The 24,448-nt window shown below is 72.1% G+C and carries 17 protein-coding genes; 10 read left to right on the forward strand and 7 right to left on the reverse strand.

The window, feature by feature from the left end; genetic code table 11:
- Nucleotides 1-7 precede the first annotated feature (7 nt).
- Nucleotides 8-1,879 carry a helix-turn-helix domain-containing protein gene (locus ABT297_RS17915; RefSeq protein WP_350550422.1) on the reverse strand — a complete coding sequence of 624 codons (1,872 nt, stop codon included), beginning with the start codon at nt 1,877-1,879 and terminating at the stop codon, nt 8-10.
- Nucleotides 1,880-2,118: 239 nt separating this feature from the next.
- Here ABT297_RS17915 and ABT297_RS17920 point away from each other — a divergent pair, with 239 nt between their 5' ends.
- Both ABT297_RS17920 and pabB read left to right on the forward strand, forming a co-directional pair.
- Complete coding sequence (locus ABT297_RS17920; RefSeq protein ID WP_350550425.1) at nt 2,119-2,814, forward strand: 50S ribosomal protein L11 methyltransferase; 696 nt, start codon at nt 2,119-2,121, stop codon at nt 2,812-2,814.
- Nucleotides 2,811-4,919 (forward strand): aminodeoxychorismate synthase component I, encoded by a 2,109-nt coding sequence (pabB, locus tag ABT297_RS17925; protein ID WP_350550428.1) that lies wholly within the window; start codon nt 2,811-2,813, stop codon nt 4,917-4,919. The genes ABT297_RS17920 and pabB overlap by 4 nt, the downstream gene beginning before the upstream one ends.
- 19 nt (nt 4,920-4,938) lie before the next feature.
- Here pabB and ABT297_RS17930 read toward each other — a convergent pair whose 3' ends face one another.
- Both ABT297_RS17930 and ABT297_RS17935 read right to left on the reverse strand, forming a co-directional pair.
- Nucleotides 4,939-5,625, reverse strand: a complete 687-nt coding sequence (locus ABT297_RS17930) for a response regulator transcription factor (protein ID WP_350550430.1) — start codon at nt 5,623-5,625, stop codon at nt 4,939-4,941.
- Between the two features lie 11 nt (nt 5,626-5,636).
- Complete coding sequence (locus tag ABT297_RS17935) at nt 5,637-6,941, reverse strand: MFS transporter (RefSeq protein ID WP_350550433.1); 1,305 nt, start codon at nt 6,939-6,941, stop codon at nt 5,637-5,639.
- A 237-nt stretch (nt 6,942-7,178) separates the two neighbouring features.
- On the opposite strand from ABT297_RS17935, the gene ABT297_RS17940 reads away from it, so the two are divergent.
- The 5 genes from ABT297_RS17940 (at nt 7,179) to ABT297_RS17960 (ending at nt 12,053) form a co-directional block, all read left to right on the forward strand.
- Nucleotides 7,179-8,777: a condensation domain-containing protein gene (locus tag ABT297_RS17940; RefSeq protein ID WP_350550436.1), complete on the forward strand. Its 1,599-nt coding sequence runs from the start codon at nt 7,179-7,181 to the stop codon at nt 8,775-8,777.
- Nucleotides 8,774-9,550, forward strand: coding sequence for a thioesterase II family protein (locus tag ABT297_RS17945; RefSeq protein ID WP_350550439.1), 777 nt, complete (start codon nt 8,774-8,776; stop codon nt 9,548-9,550). Before ABT297_RS17940 ends, ABT297_RS17945 begins: the two co-directional genes overlap by 4 nt.
- Complete coding sequence (locus tag ABT297_RS17950; protein WP_350550441.1) at nt 9,547-9,822, forward strand: acyl carrier protein; 276 nt, start codon at nt 9,547-9,549, stop codon at nt 9,820-9,822. Before ABT297_RS17945 ends, ABT297_RS17950 begins: the two co-directional genes overlap by 4 nt.
- Nucleotide 9,823: 1 nt before the next feature.
- Nucleotides 9,824-10,774, forward strand: a complete 951-nt coding sequence (locus ABT297_RS17955; RefSeq protein WP_350550444.1) for a TauD/TfdA family dioxygenase — start codon at nt 9,824-9,826, stop codon at nt 10,772-10,774.
- Between the two features lie 97 nt (nt 10,775-10,871).
- Nucleotides 10,872-12,053 (forward strand): aminotransferase class III-fold pyridoxal phosphate-dependent enzyme, encoded by a 1,182-nt coding sequence (locus ABT297_RS17960; protein WP_350550446.1) that lies wholly within the window; start codon nt 10,872-10,874, stop codon nt 12,051-12,053.
- A gap of 47 nt (nt 12,054-12,100) precedes the next feature.
- On the opposite strand, the gene ABT297_RS17965 is transcribed toward ABT297_RS17960, so the two are convergent.
- The 3 genes from ABT297_RS17965 to ABT297_RS17975 all read right to left on the reverse strand — a co-directional run bounded on the left by ABT297_RS17965 (nt 12,101) and on the right by ABT297_RS17975 (nt 15,517).
- The gene (locus ABT297_RS17965; protein WP_350550448.1) at nt 12,101-13,375 is read right to left on the reverse strand and encodes a helix-turn-helix domain-containing protein; all 1,275 of its coding nucleotides are present in this window, start codon (nt 13,373-13,375) and stop codon (nt 12,101-12,103) included.
- Nucleotides 13,376-13,814: 439 nt separating this feature from the next.
- The gene (locus ABT297_RS17970; protein WP_350550450.1) at nt 13,815-15,041 is read right to left on the reverse strand and encodes a sensor histidine kinase; all 1,227 of its coding nucleotides are present in this window, start codon (nt 15,039-15,041) and stop codon (nt 13,815-13,817) included.
- A 2-nt stretch (nt 15,042-15,043) separates the two neighbouring features.
- Nucleotides 15,044-15,517: a hypothetical protein gene (locus ABT297_RS17975; protein ID WP_350550453.1), complete on the reverse strand. Its 474-nt coding sequence runs from the start codon at nt 15,515-15,517 to the stop codon at nt 15,044-15,046.
- Nucleotides 15,518-15,895: 378 nt separating this feature from the next.
- Here ABT297_RS17975 and ABT297_RS17980 point away from each other — a divergent pair, with 378 nt between their 5' ends.
- From ABT297_RS17980 to panD, 3 genes are read left to right on the forward strand one after another with little or no spacing between them, the layout of a single operon-like run.
- A complete protein-coding gene (locus ABT297_RS17980) occupies nt 15,896-21,880 on the forward strand; it encodes a non-ribosomal peptide synthetase (protein ID WP_350550457.1) in 5,985 nt (1,994 codons plus the stop codon).
- 14 nt (nt 21,881-21,894) lie between these two features.
- On the forward strand, nt 21,895-22,107 hold the full coding sequence (locus ABT297_RS17985; protein WP_350550460.1) for an MbtH family protein: 213 nt from the start codon (nt 21,895-21,897) through the stop codon (nt 22,105-22,107).
- Nucleotides 22,108-22,149: 42 nt separating this feature from the next.
- Nucleotides 22,150-22,521: an aspartate 1-decarboxylase gene (gene panD, locus ABT297_RS17990; RefSeq protein ID WP_350550463.1), complete on the forward strand. Its 372-nt coding sequence runs from the start codon at nt 22,150-22,152 to the stop codon at nt 22,519-22,521.
- Between the two features lie 90 nt (nt 22,522-22,611).
- On the opposite strand, the gene ABT297_RS17995 is transcribed toward panD, so the two are convergent.
- Entirely contained in the window at nt 22,612-24,270 is a 1,659-nt protein-coding gene (locus tag ABT297_RS17995) for an acyl-CoA dehydrogenase family protein (protein ID WP_350550466.1), read from the reverse strand.
- Between the last annotated feature and the right edge of the window lie 178 nt (nt 24,271-24,448).

Below are 24,448 nucleotides of genomic sequence, written 5' to 3' on the forward strand. Positions count from 1 at the left end.
GGCCGGATCAGTCGGCGGTGTCCGGGCGCTCGGTGCCGATGAGGCGGCGGATCCGGGCGAGCCGCAGCGCCAGGTGCACCTCGAGCTGCCGCTCGGGCTTCTGCCAGTCGGTGCCGAGCAGTTCGGTGATGCGTTCCAGGCGCCGAGCCACGGTGTTGGCGTGAACGTGCAGCCGCTGGGCGGCGTAGGTGGGGCTTCCGCCGGTCTCGAAGTAGGCGTCCAGGGTGTGTGCCAGGTCGGTGGCGCGAAGTTGGTCGTACTCGAGCACCGGGCCGATGGTGGCCTCGACGAAGCCGTCGACGTCGCGGTTGTCCGAGAGCAGCACACCGAAGAAGCCGAGCTCCCGGGCCGAGCCGGCGTTGCCGGCCAGCCCGAGCGCGTTCATCGCCTCCACGCAGCGCCGCGCCTCCCGGTAGCCGTGGTAGACGGCGGCTGGACCCTGCACCGGCCCGGCCGCGCCCACCGTCATCGAGCCGCGCAGCAGCGGACTCAGTTCGGCGTGCACGGCCCGGGCGGTGGCGCCCGGGTCGGTGCCGGGCACCATCAGAACGGCCGCGCCGTTGCGGCTGGTGGCCAGACCACCGACCCGGTGTGCGCGCATCGCCGTCCAGGTCGCCACGTCGGTACTGGGCCGGCCGTCCAGCGCGATCACCAGCAACAGGTGCGGCGTGCTCAGGTCCAGGCCGATGCGCTCGGCGCGACGCTCGAGCTGCTGCGGCGGGATCTGGGGTTCGGCCAACATGTCGTCGAGGACGTCGCTGCGGCCCTCTCCCGCCGGTGGGACATTCTTGCCCGGCCGGGCGAGCAGGACGGCGACGACCGCGGCGACCGCCGCCAGCATGTCCGTGTCAACCGGGCCGTGGTGAAACAGGGTACCGAGGCTCTCCTGGCCGACGCGGATGCCGGTCACGTGCAGGTCGTCGCGGACCGGCACGACACCGGCGGCGGCGTGCGCGGCCATCGCGTACGCCTCTTCGTCCGCCTGCGCCAGCCCCGGCAGCTCGCCGGCCGTACCGATGACCGACCCGTTCACGTGGATGAGCCGCAGCGCGCCGCCCAGCCGCTCGCGGGCGCTGTCGAGCAGGTCCTGCGGGCTGCCGCTGGCGAGCACCAGGTCGAACAGCTCGTGCTCCCAGGTCAGCCGTTCGCGCAGCCGGACAGCCTCCGCGCGGGCCAGCTCGGCGCGGCCGGTCTCGGCGGCGGCGGCCTGCCGGGTCTCATCGAAGTTCAGCGCCCGCTGGATCGCGGCGCCGGCCAGGTCGCCGATCGAGCTGACTAGGGCGACCTCGTCGCGCGTGAAGTTGCGGACGGTGCGGATGCCGACGTACAGCGCGCCGAACGGGCCGGTCGTGCCGGACAGCGGGGTCGCGAGGATCGCGTGCAGGCCCTCGGCGCGCACCGCTTCGTCGACCGCCGGATTGTGCCGGATCCGCGCGTCAGTCATGTAGTCGGCGGACCAGGTCGGCGACGGGTTGCTGAGCACCTCGCTGCCGAGTCCCGCACCCATCGGCACGTGCAGGCCGATGTTGAGGGTGGAGACGTGTCCGTCGGAGACGCGAACCTGGGCGGTCGTCGCACCGTCGGCCCGCAGCGCGATGTAGGCGATATCGGCACCGATCAGTAGACGCGCGCGACGGGCGACGAGCCGCAGCAGCGCGTCGAACTCGAGGGGTGCGGTCAGCTCGCGGCCGAGGTCGACCAGCGACGCGAGTTCCTTCTCGTGGTGCTGATGTCGTTCCAGCTGTGTGCAGAGTGCCAGGGCCAGGTCGGCGGCCTCCTGCAGGCCCTCCTTGTCGTCGGCCGCGGCGACCGCGGCGCCGATGCGCTGACGCAGATGGGCCGCCGTGCCGCCCTGGGCGAGGATTTCCAGTACGCACAAGGCTGAGCTGTCGCCGTTCGGCAACGTTCCTCCATGTGTTCCCCCGTTGTCGCCGCGCCGTCCAGCCGCGGCTCCCAGAGCGAGGCTACCGACGGCGATCGATTTCGCCAAACGGTGATGGCCCGGTCACCGCCGCGGCGGCAGGATCTGTCGCTCGCCCACCTTCCGGCCGCGCGCCCCAGCCATGAGAATGAGCGAGGCCGATCGATAGCGTTCGGTCGTCCTCACGGGGAGGGATCGTGCTGGAGATTCAGGACTACAGGTTGTCCTTGCGGCGTAGCGCCGAGGCGCGGACCAGGCCGGATCGACCGTCCACATTCGTTCTGAACGGTCGCGAGTGGTACCTGCTGCCGGGTGTCTTCGCGCCGGTGTTCTCGCCGACCACGGGCTTCGCGCTGGACCTGCTCGGCCTGGACGTGGAGGTGCCGTCGTCGATGCTGGAGATCGGCTGCGGCACCGGTGTGATCGCGGTGTCCGCCGCCCTGGCCGGATGCCAGCGGGTGGTGGCCTCGGACATCAACCCCGATGCCGTATGTAACGCCGCGCTCAACGCGAGCCGGCACCACTGCTCGCCGAGCGTGCGCGCCGTCTATGGTGATCTCTTCTCCGGGCTGGACCCGGCGGAACGCTTCGATCTGGTGTACTGGCATTCGAACTACGTCCACGCGCCGGGCAGCTACCGGTACGCATCCATCGATGAGTGTGCGTACGTCGATCCAGGATACGCGGCGCATCGCCGCTTCCTGCATGAGGCGCCCGGCTGGGTCACACCGGGCGGCCGGGTCCTGCTGCACTTCAGCGGGCGCGGCGATCGCGAGGAGCTCGAGCGACTCGCCGGGGAGACCGGGCGGCGGCTGTCGGTGTTGCGCCGCCACACCTATACCGAGGGCGATCACACCATCGAGCACCTGCTCATCGAGATCCGGCCACGGTGAACGTGCGGGAACAGGCGATGCGCACGCTGCTGGTCGACAACTACGACTCGTTCACCTACAACCTCTTCCACTACCTGGCGGAGATCAACGGCTCCGAGCCCGAGGTCGTGGTCAACGACGATCCTCGGTGGCGCCCGGAGCACCGGGTGTTCTTCGACAACGTGGTGATCTCTCCGGGCCCCGGCCACCCGGGCCGGGACGCGGACTTCGGGATCTGCCGCGACCTCATCCGCGCCGGCGACGTACCTGTGCTCGGGGTTTGCCTGGGACACCAGGGCCTGGCCGAGGCGTACGGCGGCGAGGTGAGCCGAGCTCCCGAGCCGTTCCACGGCCGCTCCTCGACCATCCGCCACGACGGCCTCGACCTGTTCGACGGCCTGCCGCCCGCGTTCCCGGTGGCCCGCTACCACTCGCTGGCGGTGAGCCGGGTCCCCGGTGAGCTTGCGGAAACCGCGTGGACCGCCGACGGCCTGGTGATGGGCCTGCGGCACCGGCGGCTGCCGCAGTGGGGGGTCCAGTTCCATCCCGAGTCCATCGGCGGTCGGCACGGCCGGGCGATCCTGGCCAACTTCCGGGACCTCACGGTCAGTCGCGGGCGTCCGCGGCGGCGGACCAGGCCCTCCGCCGTGGTGCCGGCCCAGGCCGCCCGGCCCGCCCGCCGGCTGCGGGTGCTGACCCGCACCGTCCCGGCCGGGTGCGACGGCGAGGTCGCCTACTCCGAGCTGTTCCAGGGACGCGATCATGCGTACTGGCTGGACAGCAGCCGGTCCGAGGGCGAGACCGGGCGGTTCTCGATGATGGGCGACGCGATCGGGCCCTTGGCCCGAGTGCTCCGCGCCGACGTCGTCGCCGGCACACTGACCGTACGCTCGGCGCGCGGCACCCGCGTGTTCGACGGTGAGCTGCTGCGTTGGCTCGCCGACGACCTCGCCGCAGCGCGGATCGACGACCCGGGACTGCCCGGCGGCTTCGCGCTCGGCTGGGTCGGCTACCTGGGGTACGAGCTGAAGGCCAAGTGCGGTGCCCGGCTCACCCATCGCTCCGACGACCCGGACGCCGTACTCGTGTTCGCCGACCGCGCCGTGCTCATCGACCACCAAGAGGGCGTCATGCACCTGCTGGCGCTCGCCGAGGACGGTGCCGAGGCCGCCGCCCGGGACTGGTTGGCGGGCACCGCGGCCCGCCTGGCCGCGATGGCCGGTACGCGGTTGCCGGCGCCGGAGGCTCCGCCGCCGCTGCCCGAGCTGCGGGTGCGCCATGGGCGGGCCGAGTACATCGACCTGATCGAGCGCAGCCAGGCCCAGATCGCCGCGGGAGAGAGCTACGAGATCTGCCTGACGAACCAGATCGAGGCGGACGGCGGCCTGCGGGTGTGGCCGACCTACCGGTACCTGCGGCGGGAGAACCCCGCGTGGTTCGGCGCGCTGCTGGAGTTCGGCGACGTCAACGTGCTGAGCACCTCGCCCGAACGGTTCCTGCGGGTCGGCGCCGGCGGTGCCGTGGAGTCGCGGCCCATCAAGGGAACCCGGCCGCGGGGCGCGACGCCGGACGAGGACCGCGCGCTCGCCGCCGACCTGGCCGCCGACGTCAAGGACCGGGCCGAGAACCTGATGATCGTCGATCTGGTTCGCAACGACCTGGGTCGCTGCTCCCGGATCGGCTCGGTCACCGCCGACGACGTGTTCCGCATCGAGACCCACCCGCTGGCACACCAGCTCGTGAGCACCGTGACCGCGCGGCTGCGGCCGGACAGCACCGCGGTGGACTGCGTCCGCGCGGCGTTCCCGCCCGGCTCGATGACGGGGGCGCCGAAGGCGCGGACCATGGAGATCCTGGACCGGCTGGAGGGCGGCCCGCGCGGTATCTACGCGGGCGTCATGGGCTACTTCTCGCTGACCGGCGCCGCCGATCTGAGCGTGGTGATCCGCACGGTCGTGGTCACCCGCGACCGGGTCCGGTACGGCGTCGGTGGGGCCATCACCGCCCTGTCCGACCCTGCCGCCGAGGTCGCGGAGACGGTCGTGAAGGCCGCGCCGCTGCGAGCGCTGGCCGGCGCTCACGCGCAGCTGCTCGGGGTGCTGGCCGGGTCGGAGCCGGCGAAGTAGCGGGCGGGCCGGGTCCGGCTCAGGGCAGCCGGACCCGGCCCGTGCGGAAAGCGTGTGCCACCAAGGCCGCACGGTCGCGCTGACCGGTTTTGGACAGCAGATGATTGACGTGGGTCTTGACCGTCACCTCGGAGATGAAGAGGCGTTGCGCGATCTCGGCGTTCGAGTGGCCGTGACAGATCTCGGTGAGCACCTCGACCTCACGCGCGGTCAGGCCGTCCTCGTGAATCTCCACCGGCGGGGCGGGATCGGGCCGCGGTAACGGCGCCGGCGGCGGCGCGGGCCTGGCGACGAACGTCTCGATGACCCGCCGCTGCACCGAGGGATCGAGTTGCGCCTCACCGGCCGCGACGGTCAGGATGGCCTGCCGGATCTCGTGGGCGCCGGCGTTCTTGGTGAGGAAACCGCGCGCGCCGCTGCGCAGTGCCCGGAACACGGATTCGTCGTCGGCGAACGTGGTGAGCACGACGATGCGCGCGCGGCTGCCGTCGGCGACGAGTCGCTCGATCGCGCCGATGCCGTCGAGGGATGGCATGCCGAGGTCCATCAGGACGACGTCGGGGTCGGCCGCCGCGGTCTGGCGCACGGCGTCGTGCCCGTCGACGGCGACACCGACCACCTCGATGCCGTCCAGCAGGCCGAGCATGGTGGCTAGGCCCTCCCGGACCAGACGCTGATCATCGGCGATGAGAACCCTGACGGTCACACCGAATTCTCTCATGTCCGCGACGGCGGATTCACGAGCGACGAGACCGGCGATGCCTCCGAATCGGTGAGCGCCCGGACCGGCAATGCCGCCGGATCGGCGAGGATCTCCGCCGGAACGAGCTCCGGCACCTGCGCCAGCGGCCCATCCAGGATCGCCAGCGTGGATCGGCTCAGGTGCAGCGCCACCGCGAGCACCACCACGACCGCCAGCGGCACGAGAATGGCGGCGCGCAGGCCGTAGTGGTCGGCGAGAACACCCGCGAGCAGCGGCCCGGCCCACTGGACGGACTGCATGCCGAAGCGGGTCACGGCCGTCACCCGACCGCTGTAGCCGTCCGGCACGACCCGCACCTCGTACGACTCGAGCACGACGTTGAGCGGCACCATCGCCGTCATGGCGACCAGCAGGACCGCGCCGATCTGCCAGGGTCGGGGCACGAGGGTGACGGCGGCGAACGAGACGGCGAACACCCACATTGCCGAGGTCAGGATCCGGCGGGCCGGCAACCGGCGCAGCGCGAGCGGGCCGGCGATCGAACCGAGCACGCCGCCGAGCAGCGCCGTCGCGTTGACCGCGCCGATGGTCGCCGGTCCGCCGCCGCGGTGGCGGACCAGGGCGATGAGCAACAGGAAGAAGCCCTGGGCGGCCGCGTTGAGCAACGCTCCCCAGACGACGGTGAAGCGCAGGTACGGATGCCGCAGCACCAGCCGTACGCCGTCGGCGATGTCGGCCGTCACGGGTACCCGGCGCTCGCGTTCGGCGCGGTCGGGGCCTAGCGGCTTGCGGATCAGCGCGACGCCCAGCGCGGCGAGAACGAACGAGATCGCGTCGGCGAGGAACGGCAGCCAGCGGGCGACGGCGAACAGCGCACCGCCCAGCGGCGAGCCGAGCAGCTGTGCGGTCAGGTCTCGGCCGAGGCCCTGCGCGGTGGCCTGTCCGATCCGGCCGGTGCCGACCAGCCGCCGCAGGACGGGCGCCGAGACGCCGAAGGTCAACCCCGTGGCGAGCCCGCTGACCGTGGCCGCGGCCAGCAGCGCGGGCATCGACACGGGACCGCCGCGCGCGAAAAGGGCCACGGTGCCGAGCGCGCCCGCCTGGACCAGCGAACCGGTAATCATGACGGCTCGCCGGGAGATCCGGTCGGCGAGGCCGCCGCCCACCAGCGTCATCAGCTGTGATGCGATCAGGTTGGCCGCCGTCAGCGCGCCGGCCCGGGCCACTGAGCCGGTCGTGTACAGCACCAGCAGCGGGTAGGCGAGCGTCGACATGCTGCTGCCGAGCGCCGATAACCCGTTCCCGATCCACCAGCTCATGTAGTCGCGGTCTCGCCATAGCGTTGACGCAGACGGGGGCATCGGTACCTCTTCAAACGGTCGTCGATTCGGCCCCCTCGATGCTGCCGTCCACCGGCCCGCCACGGCCAGGCAGGCAACCGGCAGGGGCAATTGCCGCATCCGTTGCCTGGAACGCCGTCCGGCGCCGTGGACATCATCCTTGCGACCTGACCGCCGTCGGCGCGCTTACCGAGAGCAGCAGAGGAGAGAGTGCCCATGTCCGTGCCTACCCGGTCGAGGACGACCACTGGCGGGAACACGCCCCAGGCATCGCCGGCGGTTCCGGACACCTTGCACGACACGATCGTCGAGACTGTCCGCGCAGTGATCGGCGTCATGTCCGCGGACATCCCGCCGGACGTGGTGCTGACCGCGATCGGCGTCACCTCCCTGCAGCTCGGCCAGATCTGCGCCCGGCTCGGCGACCGGCTGGGCCGCCCGGTGCCCCTGTCGCAGATGTTCACGACCCGGACCGTGCGGTCGCTGGCGGCGTGGCTGGCGCGAACAGGTGCCGAAGCCCCGATGCGGCAGTCACCGGCGGAGCCGGACGCGGCCATGACACCCCTGACCGGCATGCCGGCGTTCATGTTCATGAAGCACGTCTTCAAGCCCGACGACCTCTCGCTGCACTGCGTACGCAGCTGGCGCATCGAGGGTCGCCCGGACCGCAGGGCGCTGCGGGCCGCGGTCGCCTCCATCCACGAGCGGCACGCGTACTTGAGCGCCGTCTACAAGTTCAAGCAGGTCCCATACGCCGAACCGTCCGGCTTGCCCGCCCCTCGGCTGATCGAGTTCCTGGTCGACAACGAGGAACAGTCCCACGAGCTGCTGGCCGTCGAGCTGGCCCGGCCGTTCCGCCTGGTCCAGGGCGACGTGTGGCGCGCCGTCTACGTGGCCGTGCGGGAGGTTCCGGTCACCCTGTTCGGCTTCGCCGTGCACCATGTCGCCTTCGACGGCGGGTCCGCCGGGCTGATGGCCGGCGACCTGGCCCGCGCCTACAACGCGGCCAGGAAGGGCGAGCCGCTCAAGCTGCCGCCGACGCCGACGCTGCCGCAGGTCGCCGCGGCACGCGCCGAACACCTCCCGTACGTGGACCTGCCCGGCCAGCGTGACTACTGGACAAAGGCGCTCGACGGCGTACGTATGCTGACCTTCCCCGGTGGGGCCGAGAGCCCGAAAGGCACACCAAGCCGCATGTTCGACCGCCCGCTGCCGGAAGGCACGGTCGTCGGCGTGCGCCGCCTCGCCTCGGCACACCAGGTGAGCCCGTTCTCGGTCTATCTCAGCGCGTACGCCCAGGCGATGGCGGAGCTGACCGGCGAGCACGACTTCGGCGTCGGCACCGTGGTGAACCGTCGCAGCAACAGCACGCTCGGCGGCACGGTCGGCTGCGTCATCAACATCGTCTGCCTGCGCCCGCACCCGGACCCACGGATCTCGCCCGCCGACGCCATCGATCGGACCGCCCGGGCCGTGACCGAGGCGTTCGCCGCCCAGGACGTGCCCGTACCCGAGGTGGTGGAGCTGCACCGCAACCCGGCCGCCGGCGACCGCAACGCGCTGTGGCAGACCATGTTCCTGCTGCAGGACAACAATCCGGGCGAGCTGCCGCTGGACGGGCTGACGACGCGCTTCTTCCGCCCGCACTACCCGGGCGTCGCGAGCGAGGTCTACGCCGAGGTCTGGCCGGCCGCGGACGGCAGCGCCCGGCTGGTCGTCGCGTACCACCCCGACCGGGTGTCCGGCGAGTTCTGCTCGCGGCTGGCCGACGCCTTCGCCGCCCGCATCACCACCTACCTGCGCGGATCGTCGTGACCGGCGGGGCGGTCCGGACGCCGGCGATCGTCAGCCGGTTCGGCAGCAGCACGCCCCGGTTCCGGCTGCTCTGTCTGCCGCAGGCCGGCGGCACCGCCAGCTCGTTCGCCGCCTGGCGCCCGGCCGTTCCCGTCGGCGTCGAGGTCGCCACGGTCGGCCTGCCGGGCCGCGGCACCCGCGCCGCCGAGCCCGCTCCCGGCACCGTGCAGGAGCTGGCCGACTCGCTCGTCGAGGACCTGCGGGACGCGGTCACCAGCCCGTACGCGCTGTTCGGCCACAGCTTCGGCGCCCTGGTGGCGTACGAGCTGACCCGGCGCATCGAGCTGGCCGGGCTCCCGGCGCCGACCGCCCTGCTGGTGTCCGCGTCCCGCCCGCCGCACGACCCGCTGACCGGGCGGGTGTCGCAGCTCGACGACGACGGCCTGCTGCGCTGGCTGGAGCGCATCGGCGGCGTGCCGCCGGAGCTGCGCCGGTACACGCGGTTCCTGCGGTACGCCATGGACACCATCCGCACCGACCTCGCGCTGGCCCAACGCTACCGGGTGGCCGAGCCGGCACCGGTTCACTGCGACCTACGGGTGTTCGGCGGATCGGGCGACGTGCTGGCCCGGCGCGAGCAGCTGGAGTCGTGGCGGCCCTGCGCGGCGGCCGGTTTCTCGGTCACCGTGCTGCCCGGCGGGCACGCGTACCCGTACGCGGATCCCCATCGGACCCTGACCGCGCTGCTGCATGCGGCGGCGCCCCCATTACTCGGAAAGGAGATCATGGCGTGAACCATGGCACCCGTACCTTGGCGCCCGCCGGCGTTCGCGAGCAGACCCGTCGATACCTCGAGGAGCACATCGACCAGCTGTTTCGCGACGACGAGGACATCGTCGCCGCCGGGTTGATCGACTCGATGTTCATGGTCCAGCTGGTCGGCTTCGCCGAAGGCGAGTTCGGCATCGAGGTGGACACCGGCGAGCTGAATCTCACGCACTTCTGCTCGGTGGACGCGATCACCGCGTTCGTCCTGGGCAAGGCGACGACCCTGACGGAGGACTGAGATGGATGATGTGTTCGGCATCAGCGTCAAGCAGGTTCACGGCGCGGACCTCGGTTCGGCGGCCGAGGCCGAGGCGGACTGGATGCGCGAGCGCCTGACCACGACCGGCGCGGTCCTGCTGCGCGGCGCCCGTGCCTCGGGCATCGCGGAGTTCCAGCACGCGCTGCAGGCGGTGGGTTTCGCGCCGCTGCAGTACACGGAGCGCTCCACCCCGCGCAGCGAGGTCGTGGACGGTGTCTTCACCTCGACCGAGTACGCCGCCCGCGAGGTGATCCCGCAGCACAACGAGTCGAGCTACGCCGCCGAGTGGCCGGGCCGCCTGGCGTTCCACTGCGTCAGTCCTGCGCTGACCGGGGGAGCGACCCCGATCGCCGACGTGTCGGCCGTGCTGCGCGACGTGCCGGCCCGGATCCGGGCGGCGGTCGAGGAGCGGGGCCTGCGCTACGTACGCAACTACGGCAGCGGCGTCGGCCTGGACTGGCGCGCGGCGTTCCAGACCCGGAGCCGGGCCGCGGTCGAGGACTACTGCCGGGCCAAGGGCATGGACTTCCAGTGGCGCGACGACGACTGCCTGCGGACCAGCCGGCAGGCGCCCGGCCTCGCTGTCAACCCCGTCACCGGCGCCGCCATCTGGTTCAACCACCTCGTGCTGTTCCACCAGTCGGCGCTGCGGCCCGAGGTGCGCTCGGCGCTGGTCAGCGTGCTCGGCGAGGACGGCCTGCCGAACGACGTCTTCTTCGGCGACGGCGCGCCGATCCCGGACGACGACGTCAACGAGGTGCGCTGGGCGTTCGCCAGGCACACCCGCCGCTTCGACTGGGAGCGCAACGACCTGCTGGTGATCGACAACATGTGGTGGTCGCACGGCCGGGAGGCGTTCACCGGCAAGCGCCGCATCCTCGTGTCCATGTCGGACGTCGTCTCGGCGCGGCAGCCGGCGCTGGCGCCCTGATCCGGGAAAGGCCACCAGGTTGACGCAACAGATCCAGACTGAGCGAACCGATGCGGTGCGCCTGCTGGCCACCGCCACGGATCACTTCCCGCCAGCCATGGTTTCGCGCCAGCGGCTCGTCGGGCGTGGCGCGGTCGAGGTGGGTTCCGACGGGGCCGAGGTGCGGCTCTCCGACGGCCGGGTGGCCCTGGACTTCGGCAGCTACGCCGTGCCCCTGTTCGGGCACCGGCCGCCGCACGTGGTCCGGGCCGTGCATGAGGCTCTCGACACGATGCCCACCTCGACCCGGCTGCTCGCCAACCCCTACGCGGTCCGCTTCGGCGAGACGCTGACCCAGCTCGTCGCTCCTGCGCGCCTGGATCGGGTGTGGCTCGGGCTGAACGGCTCGGACGTGGTCGAGGCGGCGCTGAAGCTCGCCATCGCTCGCACGGGCCGCCCGGCCGTACTCGCGGTCGAGGGCGGCTTCCACGGCAAGACCATGGCCGCGCTCGCCGCCACGTCCGACCCGCCGCGTCGGCAGCCGATGGCGGGTTTCCTCGGCGACGTGCGCCACCTGCCGCCGCGGGCCGACGCGGTGGCCGAGGCGGCCCGGGAGCGGCCGTTCGCGGCGCTGATCCTGGAACCGGTGCAGGGCGAGGGCGGCGGCCGGGTGCTCGATCCGGCGCTGCTGCGCCGGTGGAGCCAGGATGCGCACCGGGCCGGCGCCTTCGTGATCGCCGATGAGATCCAGTGCGGACTGCGCCGGTGCGGCCCGGTGTCCGTCGCCGTCGCCGCGGGCGCGGAGCCGGACGCCGTGCTGTTCGGCAAGCCGTTGGGTGGCGGCGTCATGCCGCTGTCGGCGGTGCTCGCCACCGAGTCCCTGTACGCGCCGCTCGCTGAGGACGCCTACTTCCACACGGCCACGTTCAGCGGCCATCCGCTGTCGTGTGCGGCGGGGATCGCGGCGCTCGAGCTGCTCGCCGAGTACGGGGAACAATTCGCGGCCACCGCGGCCGCGCTGCGCGACTGCGTCGAACCGGTTCTGCGGCGGTTTCCGGACGTGCTCGCCGGTGGCCACACGACCGGGCTCTTCGGCGTGCTCACCTTCGCGACGCTGGAGCAGGCCGGGCTCGCGTTGCTGGAATGCGCGCGACGCGGCCTGCTGCTCGCCCCGTGCCTCACCGCGCCCGCCGTGCTGCGGTTGCTGCCGCCGGTCGTGACTTCGGTGGAACAGTTCGAGCGGGCGGCCGGCGCCCTGCGCCAGGCGTGCGAAGCGGTGCGGCGCAAGGCCGTCCGATGAGCTCGGCGGTTCCCGCCCCGGCGTACCGGGCGGGAACCGCCGGCGGCTCAGTTCTGCCTGCCGGTGACGTAGTCGCGGACCACGTTGAGGACCTCGTACTCGTAGACCTCCCCGCGTCGTACCTGGATCATCGAGGCGTCGACGAGCTCGGCGAGCAGGTTGAGGTTCGCCATTCCGGCCGTCCCTGTGAACCGCGGCGTCCGCACCAGGTCGTCGATCGTGAAACGGCTCGGCCCGGCCGCCAGGTGGTGCAGCAAGTCCCGTTGTGCCGCGGTCAGCAGGTCGTAGCTCCACTGTACGCCGGCCGCCAGGGGCCGGTTGTGCGACAGCCCGCCGATGTTGGCCGGCCCGAGCATGGGCAGTATCGGCCCACCGCGCAGCAGGGTGGTCAGCGAGATGGACCGCAACCGTTGCGCCGCGGCCTCAATGGCCAGGGGCAGCCCGTCGAGGCGGCGGCAGAGGTTGAGCACCACTGCCATCTGGTCGCTCAGATCGAGCGTCGGCACGGCCGACCCCACCCGGTTCACGAACAGCTCGGCGGCGTCCGAGGAACCGCTCGGCAGGTGTGTCCAGGGCGCGACCTCCCAGACGTACGCGGCGGTGAGCGCGAGCGGGCGGCGCGAGGTGACGATCAGCGACAGCCGCGGATGTTCCGCGAGCATCTGCTGGATGACGTGCGACGCCGAGTTCACGACGTGTTCGGCGTTGTCGATGACCAGCAGGAGGTTGGTGTCCGGCTCGTCGGCGGGGTCGCCCGCGACGGGTGGCATCCCCTGCTCGATGGCCTGGCGCACATTCCGGCGGCCGCCTGTCTCGTCGTCGACTTCGGGCGGCACCCCACCCAGCTCGACGACGGAGACGCCGTCGGCGAACATCGGCTGGATCCGCGCGGCGGCGGCGAGCGCGAGCCGGGTCTTGCCGGCACCGGCCGGCCCGGTCAGCACGGTCACCCGGCCGCGCTGGACCGCCGTCGCGATCTGACGGAGATCGGCTTGCCGGCCGACCAGGTCGGTACGCGGCCGGATGCCGTGCCACGAGGACCGGGAGCCGTCGAACAATCCAGCCGGCGAATCCACCATGTCGATCGTGGCGACCGCGTGGCGCTGCTCCGGAGAGATCTCGATACCGCCGCCGGTCGTCGACGCGGAGAATGCCGCCAGGATCAGCTCGACGGAGGCGCGCCGCGGGTTCTTGTTCGTGCCGGTTTCGAGATTGCGAATGGTCCGGACGCTGACACCGGATCTCTCGGCGAGTTCCTCCTGGCTCCAGCCCGCGACTTTACGCTGGCTGACCAGGAGATTACGGAAATGGTTGACCTTCATCTCTCCCCCATGAGACGGGCGCTCGGAATACGGGGAGACTTTTCGGCCTGCCCGTTCGCCGCGTGCCGCCGGTGCTGTGCCGTGCAGAGCGCAGCCCGGGGCCGCACGCCGCGGACCCGGGGGATCCGTGCCTGCTGTCGATTACGGGCTGCCGCATCCGTCAATGAATGCGCTATTGTCCACTTTGTCGTGATATCTGGACGCTGGTCGTTCACGGAGCCGAAAAGCCGACCGGAAGCGCTTTCGACCTGCGAAAGTTGTCCAGAACATACGCCGCGGCTCAAGGGGGAACAACCCTGGTCCGTCCCGCGGCTCACCGCCACGCAGGGGGCAATACGTCGTCAGCGTGCGACGATCTCCGCCGCAGTGACGTGGGTCATAAACCAGTTTCGCCAATAATGTGTCAAGTCCGCCATCGGCCGGCGCCTTCGCGCAATGGTCATGCGGGAATGCTCAGCAGCACGCGAAAACCCGAGCCGGCCGGCCCCGCCTCAAGGGTGCCGCCGAGCAGCTCGGCCCGCTCCCGCATGCCGCGCAGGCCGGTGCCGGTGCCACTGGACGCGAGCCCCTCGGGCCGGGCCTCGGGCGGCCGCGGTCCGGTCGCGGCCGTGTCGCACACCTCGACCTCGACCGTTTTGGGGAGGTAGCTCAGCCGCACGCTCACGTCGTTGCCGGGAGCGTGTTTACGGGCGTTGGTCAGCGCCTCCTGTACGACGCGCCGGGCCGCCTGCGCCGCTTCGGGCGCCAACGGCCGCGCCGGCCCGGTCTCGCGGAAACCGGCCCCGTTGTCGCGGGCCAGGTCGCCCAGGCGCCGGGCCAGCGGCAGATGCTCGCCGCGCAGCGCCAGGAGCGCCTCCCGCGCCTCCTCGAGACCGTCGTTCGCCATCCGCCGGGCCGCGTGCACCCGTGGGCGGATCTCGGACAGGTCACCCCCGCACTCCATCATCAGCAGTGCCACCTCGAGGTGGACCAGCTGGGCCGAAAGGCTGTGCGAGAGCACGTCGTGCATATCGCGGGCGATGCGGGCTCGCTCGGCCAGGATCGCCGCTTCGGCCTGCGCCGCGCGGGCCTGCTGCTCGGCCGCCCGGGCCGCCCGTTCCTGCTCGAGCGCGTGTTGCTGCTGGGCCAGCGCGTAGTGGGTCCGGGCCCGCGCCTCGCGGTCCAGCCGGCTCAGGTAACCGCCGGCCAGGCAGGCCAGGGTGATCAAGGAGATCGGCTCCCAGGCGTGCCCGCGGCCAGCGAGGCAGAGCGCGACGTTACCGGCGAGCGCTTGGCCGACGGCCATGGCTCTGGGCGCGAGGTGCAGGAAGGCGACGGCGGAGACCCACAGCGTGCCGAGGGCCATCAGTTCGGAGCCGAGCAGCCGGGCGGCCACGATAACCGCGACCAGCCCGGCCAGGTAACCGGCGAGAGCCTTGGCGTCGTGGCGCAGCGCGGCCCCGCGGCTGCGCAGCGCCAGCGCGAGCAGCGCCACACCCACCAGCGCGAGCGCCACCCGCCGGCCCTGCGGGTGCGGGCCGGGCGGCACCTTGACGACGGCCAGGACCACGCCGCCCACCACTAGGCCGATCCGCAGTCGGCGGACCAGCCTCCGGGCGCGTGCTCCGCCGAAGCGGTGCACCGCTTCGGCGGAGGGCCAGGAGGTCCACGTGTGCTCGGCGGCCATCGTCAGCTCGCGACGGCGACCCCGGTGCGCAGGCGGCTCGCCCGCCAGGTCACCACGGCCGTGCGGGTGAGCAGGACGGCACCGAAGGAGAAGAGCAGCGGTCCCTCGCCGGTGTACACGCCCGCGGCGTGACCGGCCGAGTAGACTGCGGCGCGGGCGACGAACACGGCGAGCCAGACGGCGATCGCCACCGGGGTGGCCTTGGACCACACGTTGTCCTCGGCGTCGCGCCACACCTTAACGATGAACCCATAGATCACGCCCATCACCGCACCGACCGCGACGACGGCGACGTCGAGCGCGATCGAGAGGTTGCGGTGCTGCGGGTCGACCAGATCCGGGGAGAGCAGACCGAAGGCGGCCGGGATCAGGGGCAGCACCCAGAAGGTCCAGTTCACCTTGCGGGCCCGGAACTGCAGGATGAGGACCACGACGAGCACCACGGTCGCTATCAGGGTCGCCAGGTCATGGGACATCGTTCGCCTCCTGGGCCAACTCGTTCGGGCGTGGGGCATGCCTGCGTCTCGGCACCTTAACGGGGCAATGTGCGCATCGGTCGCTTGTTGCGAGATCACCGACAGATGGTCCGTAATTCCTCACCACGATATAGGGCAGCCCGGCGGCGCGCGTCCACGCCTGGGTGGAGACCCGGCCGCCCCGAAATGCCGGTGCCGCCCCCGATGGCCTGCGGTCTCCACCCACGGGTGGACGCCGGTACCGGTAACCGGGAGGCCGACGGCAGCGAACCAGCAACATCTATTGCCGGTCGGCTGCCTGGCTACACGGCCCGCCGACCGACACGATCGGCGGGCCGGAACTCATGCCGTCCGGGACCCGACGATGTGGAGACCGAAGTGACACTGTCGCCTCTGGCAGCGGTCCTACCGCTGACCCCTCTGCAGGAGGGCATGTTGTTCCATGCCCTATACGACGACGAGGGCGTGGACGTCTACCACATCCAGGTCGCCTTCGGCATCGACGGCGACGTCGACGCGGAGCGCATGTCCGAGGCCTGCACCACGCTGCTGAACCGGCACGACGCACTGCGCGCCGGCTTCCAGCAGCGCAAGTCGGGCGAACCGGTGCAGCTCATCCGCCGCGAGGTGCGGGCGCCGTGGACCGAGTTCGACCTGCGTGAGGTGGAGCCGGCCCGGCGGGAGGGTCGCCTGCGCGAGCTGCTCGCCGCCGAGCGCCTGCGCCGCTTCGACATGACCAACCCGCCGCTGATGCGCTTCGCCTTCGCCACGCTCGGCGAGGGTCGCCACGTGCTGGCGCTCACCTATCACCACATCCTGCTGGACGGCTGGTCGCTTCCGCTGGTCCTGCGCGACCTGCTGACCGTGTACGCCGCTGGCGCCGACGCCCTCGCCGACCCCCCCGCCTCGTTCGGCGGCTACCTGTCCTGGCTCGCCGCCCAGGATTGCGCCGGCGCCGAGCGCGCGTGGCGCGACGCGCTCTCGGGACTGGCCGCGCCGACGCTGGTGGCGCCGGGCCTCGACGCCGCCGGATCCGCGGCGATGCCAAGGCTCGCCGTGCGCACGCTGCCCGCCACGGCCACCGAGGCGCTCACCCGGGCGGCCCGCGGCCACCGGCTCACCCTCAACACCGTGGTGCAGGGAGCGTGGGCGACCGTACTCAGCCACCTCGCCGGTCGCGACGACGTGATCTTCGGCAGCACCGACGCGGGCCGACCGCCGGAGCTCGCCGGCGTCGAGGACATCGTCGGCCTGCTGATGAACGCCGTGCCGGTCCGGGCCCGGCTCGACCCGGCGGAGCCGATCACCGGCCTGCTGAGCCGGCTGCAGGCCGAGCAGTCGGCCCTGCGGGCGCACGGCCACCTGGGCCTGGCCGAGATCCAGCGGCTCGCCGGACACGGCGAGCTGTTCGACACCTCCACCGGCTTCGGCAACGCCCCGATGACCTTCGACGCCGGTCAGGCGGTGCACGGGCTGCGCGTGACCGCGCTCTCAGCGGACGATGACACCGGCGCCGAGGCGCCGACCGGAGCCACGCACTACGCGCTGAGCCTGGTCGCTGTGCCCAGCGAATGCCTGCGGCTGGAGCTGAACTACCGCCCCGACGCCTTCGCGGACGCCGCCGCCGAGCGGATCCTCGACCGGTTGATCGCGGTGCTGGACACCTTCGTCGCCGCCCCGGACACGCCGGTCGGCCACATCGAGCAGGTCGGCGCGGCGGAGCGCGGCATGCTGCTGGAGAACTGGGCGGGTATGGCCGTGCCCGCGCCCGAGGTGACCGTGCCGGACCTGGTCGAACGGCAGGCCGCGCGAACACCGGGCGCGCCGGCCGTGGTGCTGGGCGAGCGGCGGATGAGCTATGCCGAGTTGAACACCGCGGCGAACCGGCTGGCCCGGGTGCTCGTCCGGCACGGCGTGGGACCCGAGCGCTTCGCCGCGGTGGCGCTGCCCCGATCGGCCGACCTGATCGTCGCGCTGCTGGCCGTCCTCAAGACCGGAGGCGCCTATTCGCCGGTCGATCCCGCCTATCCGGCCGAGCGGGTCTCGTTCATGCTCGGCGACCTGGCGCCCGTCGTCGTCCTGGCCACGGCGGACGTGCCGGCCGCGCCCGGCGCGCTGCGACTGGACGACCCGAGCTTCGCCGCCGCCTTGGCAGGCGAGGACGGCAGCGACCTCACAGACGCCGAACGTACGGCACCGCTGACACCGGGCAACGCCGCGTACGTGATCTACACCTCGGGCTCCACCGGCCGGCCCAAGGGCGTTCTCGTGGAGCACCGGGCGGTCGCCGGCTATCTCGACTTCGCGCGGCGCGCCTATCCGGGCCTCGCGGAATGTGCGCTGGTGCACTCGCCGGCGTCGTTCGACCTGACCGTCACCGGAATCTTCGGCACGCTGAGCGCCGGCGGCTGCGTCCACCTCGCGGATCTCGACGGCTCGGCCCCGCCCGCCGGTAACGCCCTCGACCGGCCGGCCTTCGTCAAGGCCACGCCGAGCCACCTGCCCCTGCTCGACGGCCTCGACCCCTGGTTCTCGCCCACCCGGGACCTGGTGCTGGGCGGCGAGCAGCTGACGGCCGAGCAGCTGCGCCGCTGGCGCGAGAGCCACCCCGGCGCCACGGTGATCAACGAGTACGGCCCGACCGAGACGACGGTCGGCTGCGCCGAGTACCGCCTGGAGCCGGGCGCGCCAGCCCGGCCCGGCCCGATCCCGATCGGCCGGCCGATCGACACCGCCCGGCTGTACGTCCTGGACCAGCACCTGCGCGTGGTTCCCGTGGGCACGCCCGGCGAGCTCTACATCGCCGGCGCCGCTCTGGCCCGCGGCTATGTCAACCGGCCCGCCCTGACCGCCGAGCGTTTCCCGGCCGACCCCTACGGCCCGCCCGGCTCCCGGATGTACCGCACCGGTGACGTCGCCTGGTGGGAGCCGGACGGCAATCTGATGTTCGGGGGCCGCACCGACCACCAGGTGAAGATCCGCGGCTACCGGATCGAATTGGGCGAGATCGAAGCGGTACTGGCGGCGCAGCCGTCGGTGGCCCAGGTGGCACTGCTCGCCCGCGAAGACTCGCCCGGCGTCGCGCAACTGGTCGCGTACTTGGTCGGCGCGCCGGGCCACCGCTTCGACGTCGAGCGGATCCGCGATTGGGTGAAGGCGGCGCTGCCCGAGTACATGGTCCCCGCCGCCTTCATTGAGCTGCCCGGTCTGCCGCTGACCCCGAACGGCAAGCTGGACCGCGCGGCGTTGCCGGCACCGGTCGGTGTGGACGCCGGCACCGGCGGGGCGACCAGCGACGACCGGACCGAGCGGACGCTGGCCGAGCTATTCGCCCAGCTGCTCGGCGTTCCGGACGTCGGTGTCGACGACAGCTTCTTCGCGTTGGGCGGCGACTCCATCATCTCAATCCAGCTAGTCGCCCGGGCCCGGACGGCCGGCCTGGTGATCACGCCGAAGGACGTCTTCACCCAGAAGAGCGTCAGGGCCCTGGCCGCGGTGGCACGCCGGACCGAGCAGTCCCCGGCCGCGAAGCCGGACGCGGCCGGACCGTTCGGCCCCACACCGATCATGGGCTGGCTGCGCGAGCGCGGCGCGACCGTGGACGGCTTCCACCAGTCGCTGCTGCTGCGGGTGCCGGCCGGCCGGCACGCCGAGGCCATCGAGAAGGCGCTGCAGGAGGTCCTGGACCGGCACGACGCACTGCGTTCGAGCCTGCGCGGCGACTGGTCGCTCGACCCGGCCCCGGCCGGCGCCGTGCGCGCCGCCGGCCTGCTGCACCGCGTAGACGTGGCCGGGTCGGGCGACGGCGGGCTGCGCGACGTGATCGCTCGCGAGGCGCGGGCCGCGGTCGCGGGGCTGGACCCGGCGGCCGGCGTCATGGTCCGGGTCGTCTGGTTCGACGCGGGGGAACGGCCCGGCCGGCTCCTCGTGGTGATCCATCACCTCGTGATGGACGGCGTCTCCTGGCGCGTCCTGCTTCCCGATCTGCTCGCCGCGTGGCGCGGCACCGCCCTCGACGACGTGCCGACCTCCGTCTCGTCGTGGGCCCGCGGGCTCGCCGCCGATGCCGTCCGGCCGGCCCGGGAGGCGGAACTGCCGTACTGGGAGTCCGTACTCTCACCCGGCGAGCCGTCGCTCACCGACGGGCCGCTCGACCCGGCCCGGGACACCTACGCGACCGCCGGCTCGCTGACGCTGACACTCCCGGACGAATACACCGCGCCGCTGATCGGCAGCGTCCCGGCGGCGCTCGGTGCGGACGTCAACGACGTCCTGCTTGGCGCGCTCGCCGTAGCGGTCGGCGCGTGGCGCCGCAAGCGCGGCATCGCCGGTGACGACACCGTGCTGGTGGACCTGGAAGGGCACGGGCGCGCCGACGACGCCGGAGACCTGTCCCGGACGGTCGGCTGGCTCACCAGCCTGCACCCCGCGCGACTGGACACCGGCGGCGGCGATCCGGCTGACGCGGTGCGCCGGGCCGGCCGGCACCTGCGCGGCACGCCGGGCCACGGGCTCGGCTACGGCCTGCTGCGCTACCTCAACCCGCGGACCGCACCGGTGCTGCGCCGCTACCCGGCACCCCAGATCGGTTTCAACTACCTCGGCCGGCTGGACCGGCGCGGCGACGAGGTCGGGGTCGCGCCGGAGGCGGATGTCCTGCCGCCGGGCGTGCACCCGGACACGCCGCTACCGCACGTCATCGACCTCAACGCGGTCACTGAGGACGACGCGGGCGGATCCCGGTTGGTCGCCACCTGGACCTGGCCCTCGGACCTGCTTACTGAACGCGACGTGCGGTCTCTGGCGACGGCGTGGTTCGAGGCGTTGCGCGGGCTCGTCAATACCGCCGTCCATGAGCGCGAGCCGGCGCGGCTCCCGCTCAACCCGGTGCAGCAGGGCCTGCTGTTCCACTCCCTGTACGACCGCGACGGCGTCGACCCGTACCACGTTCAGCTGGCCTTCGATCTTGTCGGTGAACTGGACGCCGACCTGTTGCGCAAAGCGTGCCGGCGACTGCTGCGCCGGCACGGCGCACTGCGGGCCGGCTTCACCCTGTCGGCCTCGGGCGAGCCGATCCAGGTGATCGGCGCGGACGCCGACCTGCCGTGGATCATGCGGGACCTGCGCCCGCTGCCGCCGCACCGTCGTGAGCTGGAACTGGCCGACGTGCTGGAGACGGACCGGCTGGAGCGTTTCGACCTGAGCGACCCGCCGCTGGTCCGCGCGGCCCTCGTGCGGCTCACCGATGACCGGTACCGCTTCCTGCTCAGCATGCACCACATCCTGGTCGACGGCTGGTCGACGTCACTGCTGCTGCGAGACCTGTTCCAGCTCTACGCGAACCCCGGCGCGTCGCTGCCCGGAACGGTGCCGTACGAGCGGTACCTGTCCTGGCTGTCCGCCCAGGAGGACGCGGCGGCCGAAGCGGCGTGGCGCGCCGAGCTTGCCGGCCTGAGCGGACCGACCCTGGTCGGCGAACGCGGCCTTGCCGATGTCACCGCTCTGCCGCAGCGCCTGGAGCTCGAGCTCTCGGCACGCGGCACGGCGGCGCTAACGGCCATGGCCCGCTCGTGCGAGGTCACGCTGAACACAGTCGTTCAGGTGGCCTGGGCGCTGATGCTCAACCGGATCACCCGCCGGCAGGACTTGGTGTTCGGCGCCACCGTCTCGGGGCGCCCGCCGGAGCTGGACGGAGTCGAGGAGATCGTCGGCCTGCTGATCAACACACAGCCGGTCCGGATCCGGCTGGATCCCGGCGAGCCGATCGGTGCCCTGCTCGGCCGGGTGCAGCTCAACCAGGTGGCGCTGATGGCACACCATCACCTGGGGTTGTCCCGAATCCAGCGGATCGCCGGGCGCCGCGAGCTATTCGACACGTCCATCGTGTTCGAGAACTACCCGTCGGCCGACGCCCTGCCGGCAACCGGCGGGCGGCTGCGCCTGGACGGCTTCGCCGGACGCGACGCCTACCACTACGCGCTCAAGCTCATGGCCGTACCCGGCGAGCGACTCTACCTGGAGTTCAGCCACCGGCCGGACCTGGTGCCCACGGCGACCGCCCGGGCGGCCGCCGACTACCTGCTCGAGATCCTCAACCGCATCGGTGAGAGCACGACCGAACCCGTCGCGACGCTGCTCGCCGCGCAACCGGACGACGTCACCCCGATGTTGTGCGCGCTCTTCGCCGACGTGCTCGGCCACGACCGGGTCGACCCCGACGACGACTTCTTCGCCCTGGGCGGCGACTCGCTGGCGGCGCTGCGCGTCACCGGCCGCGTCCGGGCCGTCCTCGGCCGCGACCTCGACGTCCGGGCCGTCTTCGACCATCCGACGGCCGGCCGGCTGGCCTCCGTCCTCAACTGAAAGGAGATGGACAAATGGAGAACCCCTTCGAGAACGCCGACGGCACCTTCCTGGTGCTGGTCAACGACGAGGGACAGCACTCGCTGTGGCCGTCGTTCGCCGAGGTACCCGCCGGCTGGCGCACCGCACACCCCGCCGCCAGCCGCCAGGCCTGCCTGGACTACATCAGCGAGACCTGGACGGACATGCGACCCCGCTCGCTCGTCGAGGCCATGAACGGCGACTGACCCCCGTCATCGCATAGCCATAGTGGAAAGGCTCGTCATCCCATGTTCCGTACGATGCTCCGGTCCAAGATCCACCGTGCCATCGTCACCGAGGCGGACCTCAACTACGTCGGCTCGCTCACCCTCGACCCCGACCTGCTGGACGCGGCCGACCTGGCCGTCGGCGAGCAGGTACACATCGTCGACGTCAACAACGGCTCCCGCCTGGTCACCTACGTGATCGAGGGTGAGCGCGGCTCCGGCGTGGTCTGCGTCAACGGTGCCGCCGCGCGCCTGGTCTCGCCGGGCGACATCGTCATCATCATCGCGTACGGCACGGTCGAGGACGAGTTCGCCGCGAAGCTCGAGGCGCGGGTGGTCTTCGTCGACGAAAACAACAAGGCCGTCCGCATCGGCAACGACCCGGCGCACTGACCACGGGCACACCGAAAGGGCCGCGGAGAGATCCGCGGCCCTTTCGGTGTCCGCCCAGACCTCTTCGGCCGGGGCGGGTCGGGGCGCGACCTAGCCGAGGAGGGAGAAGGTGGCGCCGACTGCGTGGGCGCGTTCGATGTCCGCCTCCACCACCGCGAAGTACTCCTCGCTGAGCTCGGTGTCCCGGTCCAGGCGCTGCCGGAGCCGCTGGAGCAGCAGGATGAGCCGTTCGGCCGGGGCCGGCTGGTTGTGCAGCCAGGCGTACGCGCAGGACGCCGCGGCGTGGTGCACGCAGTGCTCGGCGGCCTGCCGCGTGCCGCGGACCGACGCGGGATCGATGCCGTCGCGGGCGATCGCGGCGTAGAGGGCCGTCCGGCGTTCGTCGAGCGCGGTCACGATAGCGGTGAGGTCGGCACGTACCTTTTCCGGCAGGGAGGCGGCCGCCTCCCGCAGCCGCCGGACGGCCGCCGGCCAGCCGTGGGTAATCTCGTCCTGGCTGGCGTTGGTGAGCTGGAGGTCCTTGCCGGACGGCGTCCACGCCGGCATCTCCCGCGAGAAGCCGAACAGCGTCGCGAGCAGCGCGTCCGCCGCGGCGTCGCCGGCGCCGACCGCGGCCGCGACGGGCGGCAGCTGGGCGGCGATGTGCAGCAGGTTGACGTGGGTGGTGCCCTCGAAGACGCTGGCGATCGCGTGGTCGCGCTGCAGCTTCTGGAAGGCGCTGGTGCCGGGGTCGTCGCGCATGTACGCGCGCGCCGCGAGGACCCGCCCGACGTGTGCCACGACCTCCTCGCCGATCACCGGCACCAGGTACTTCACGACCGACGACCAGAGGCTCAGCCGGGACGGTGCCACAGACAGCGCCCGCGCCACGGGCAGCGCCGTGCACTCCGCGATCAGCAGGTCCAGGTGGGCGCCGACGAGCAGGTCACGGATCACCGGCAGCCGATAGATCTCCCCGCCGTACAGGTGCCGGCGGTGCGCGTACTCGATCCCGATCCGCAGGACCGAGTCCATCGTGCCAATCGACAGCGCACCGATGGCGACCCGGGTGATCTGCAGGGTCTTGAGAACCTGGATCAGCCCGCGGCCCCGGCGACCGATGAGCGCGCCGGACGGGACGGTCGTGCCGCCCAGCGTGACTCCGCTGAGGTCGTGCCCGCGCAGCCCGACCGTCGCGACGAACGGGCTGTTGCTGATGGTGTCCGGGTCGGCCTCGGTCTTGTCGAGCAGGAACAGGCTCGGGCCGCAACTGTCGAGGGCGGCCAGCACGGTCACGAACCGGCCGCGGGTGGCGTTGCCGACCGGCCACTTCTCGCCGGACAACTGGTAGCCGTCCGGCGTGGTGACGGCGGTGGTGCCATTGGCGCCCAGGTCGCTGCCGTGGTCGCGCTCCGATACGCCGAAGCAGGCGAGCCCGCCGCCCAGCAGCCCGGCGGCCACGTGCTTGCGCTGGCGCTCGTCGCCGTACAGCCACACGGGCATCGCGCCCAGCACGGTGGAGCCGAACATGATGGCGATCGTCAGGTTGCGCCGGGCCAGTGCGCGGGTGAGTAGGAAGGCCGTCTCCAGGTTGCGCATGCGCCCGCCGTCGTGCTCCGGGACCAGGAAGTCCCAGAAGCCCCATGCGCGGACCAGGTCCACGGCGCCGGGCGGTAGTTGCTCGCATTCCTCGTGCTCGACGATCCGCGCGAAGCCGAACGGCCCGTCGCCGTGCAACGGATCGCCCAGCGTGCGTTCGAGGTCGGCCACAAGACGATAGGTGGGTCGCTGAGTAGCTGACTGAGTCATCACGCTCACATGCTCACCAAGAGGTACTGCCGCATCCAGGCAAGCGACCGGCAACTGAGCCTGCCGCCGAAGTTACCCCCGGCGCTACCTGGAGCCATGCCGTGCGAGCGCCGAGAGTCATGGCGGAGACGAAGACTCA

The organism is Dactylosporangium sp. NPDC000555, from assembly GCF_040300025.1.
GTDB lineage: Bacteria > Actinomycetota > Actinomycetes > Mycobacteriales > Micromonosporaceae > Dactylosporangium.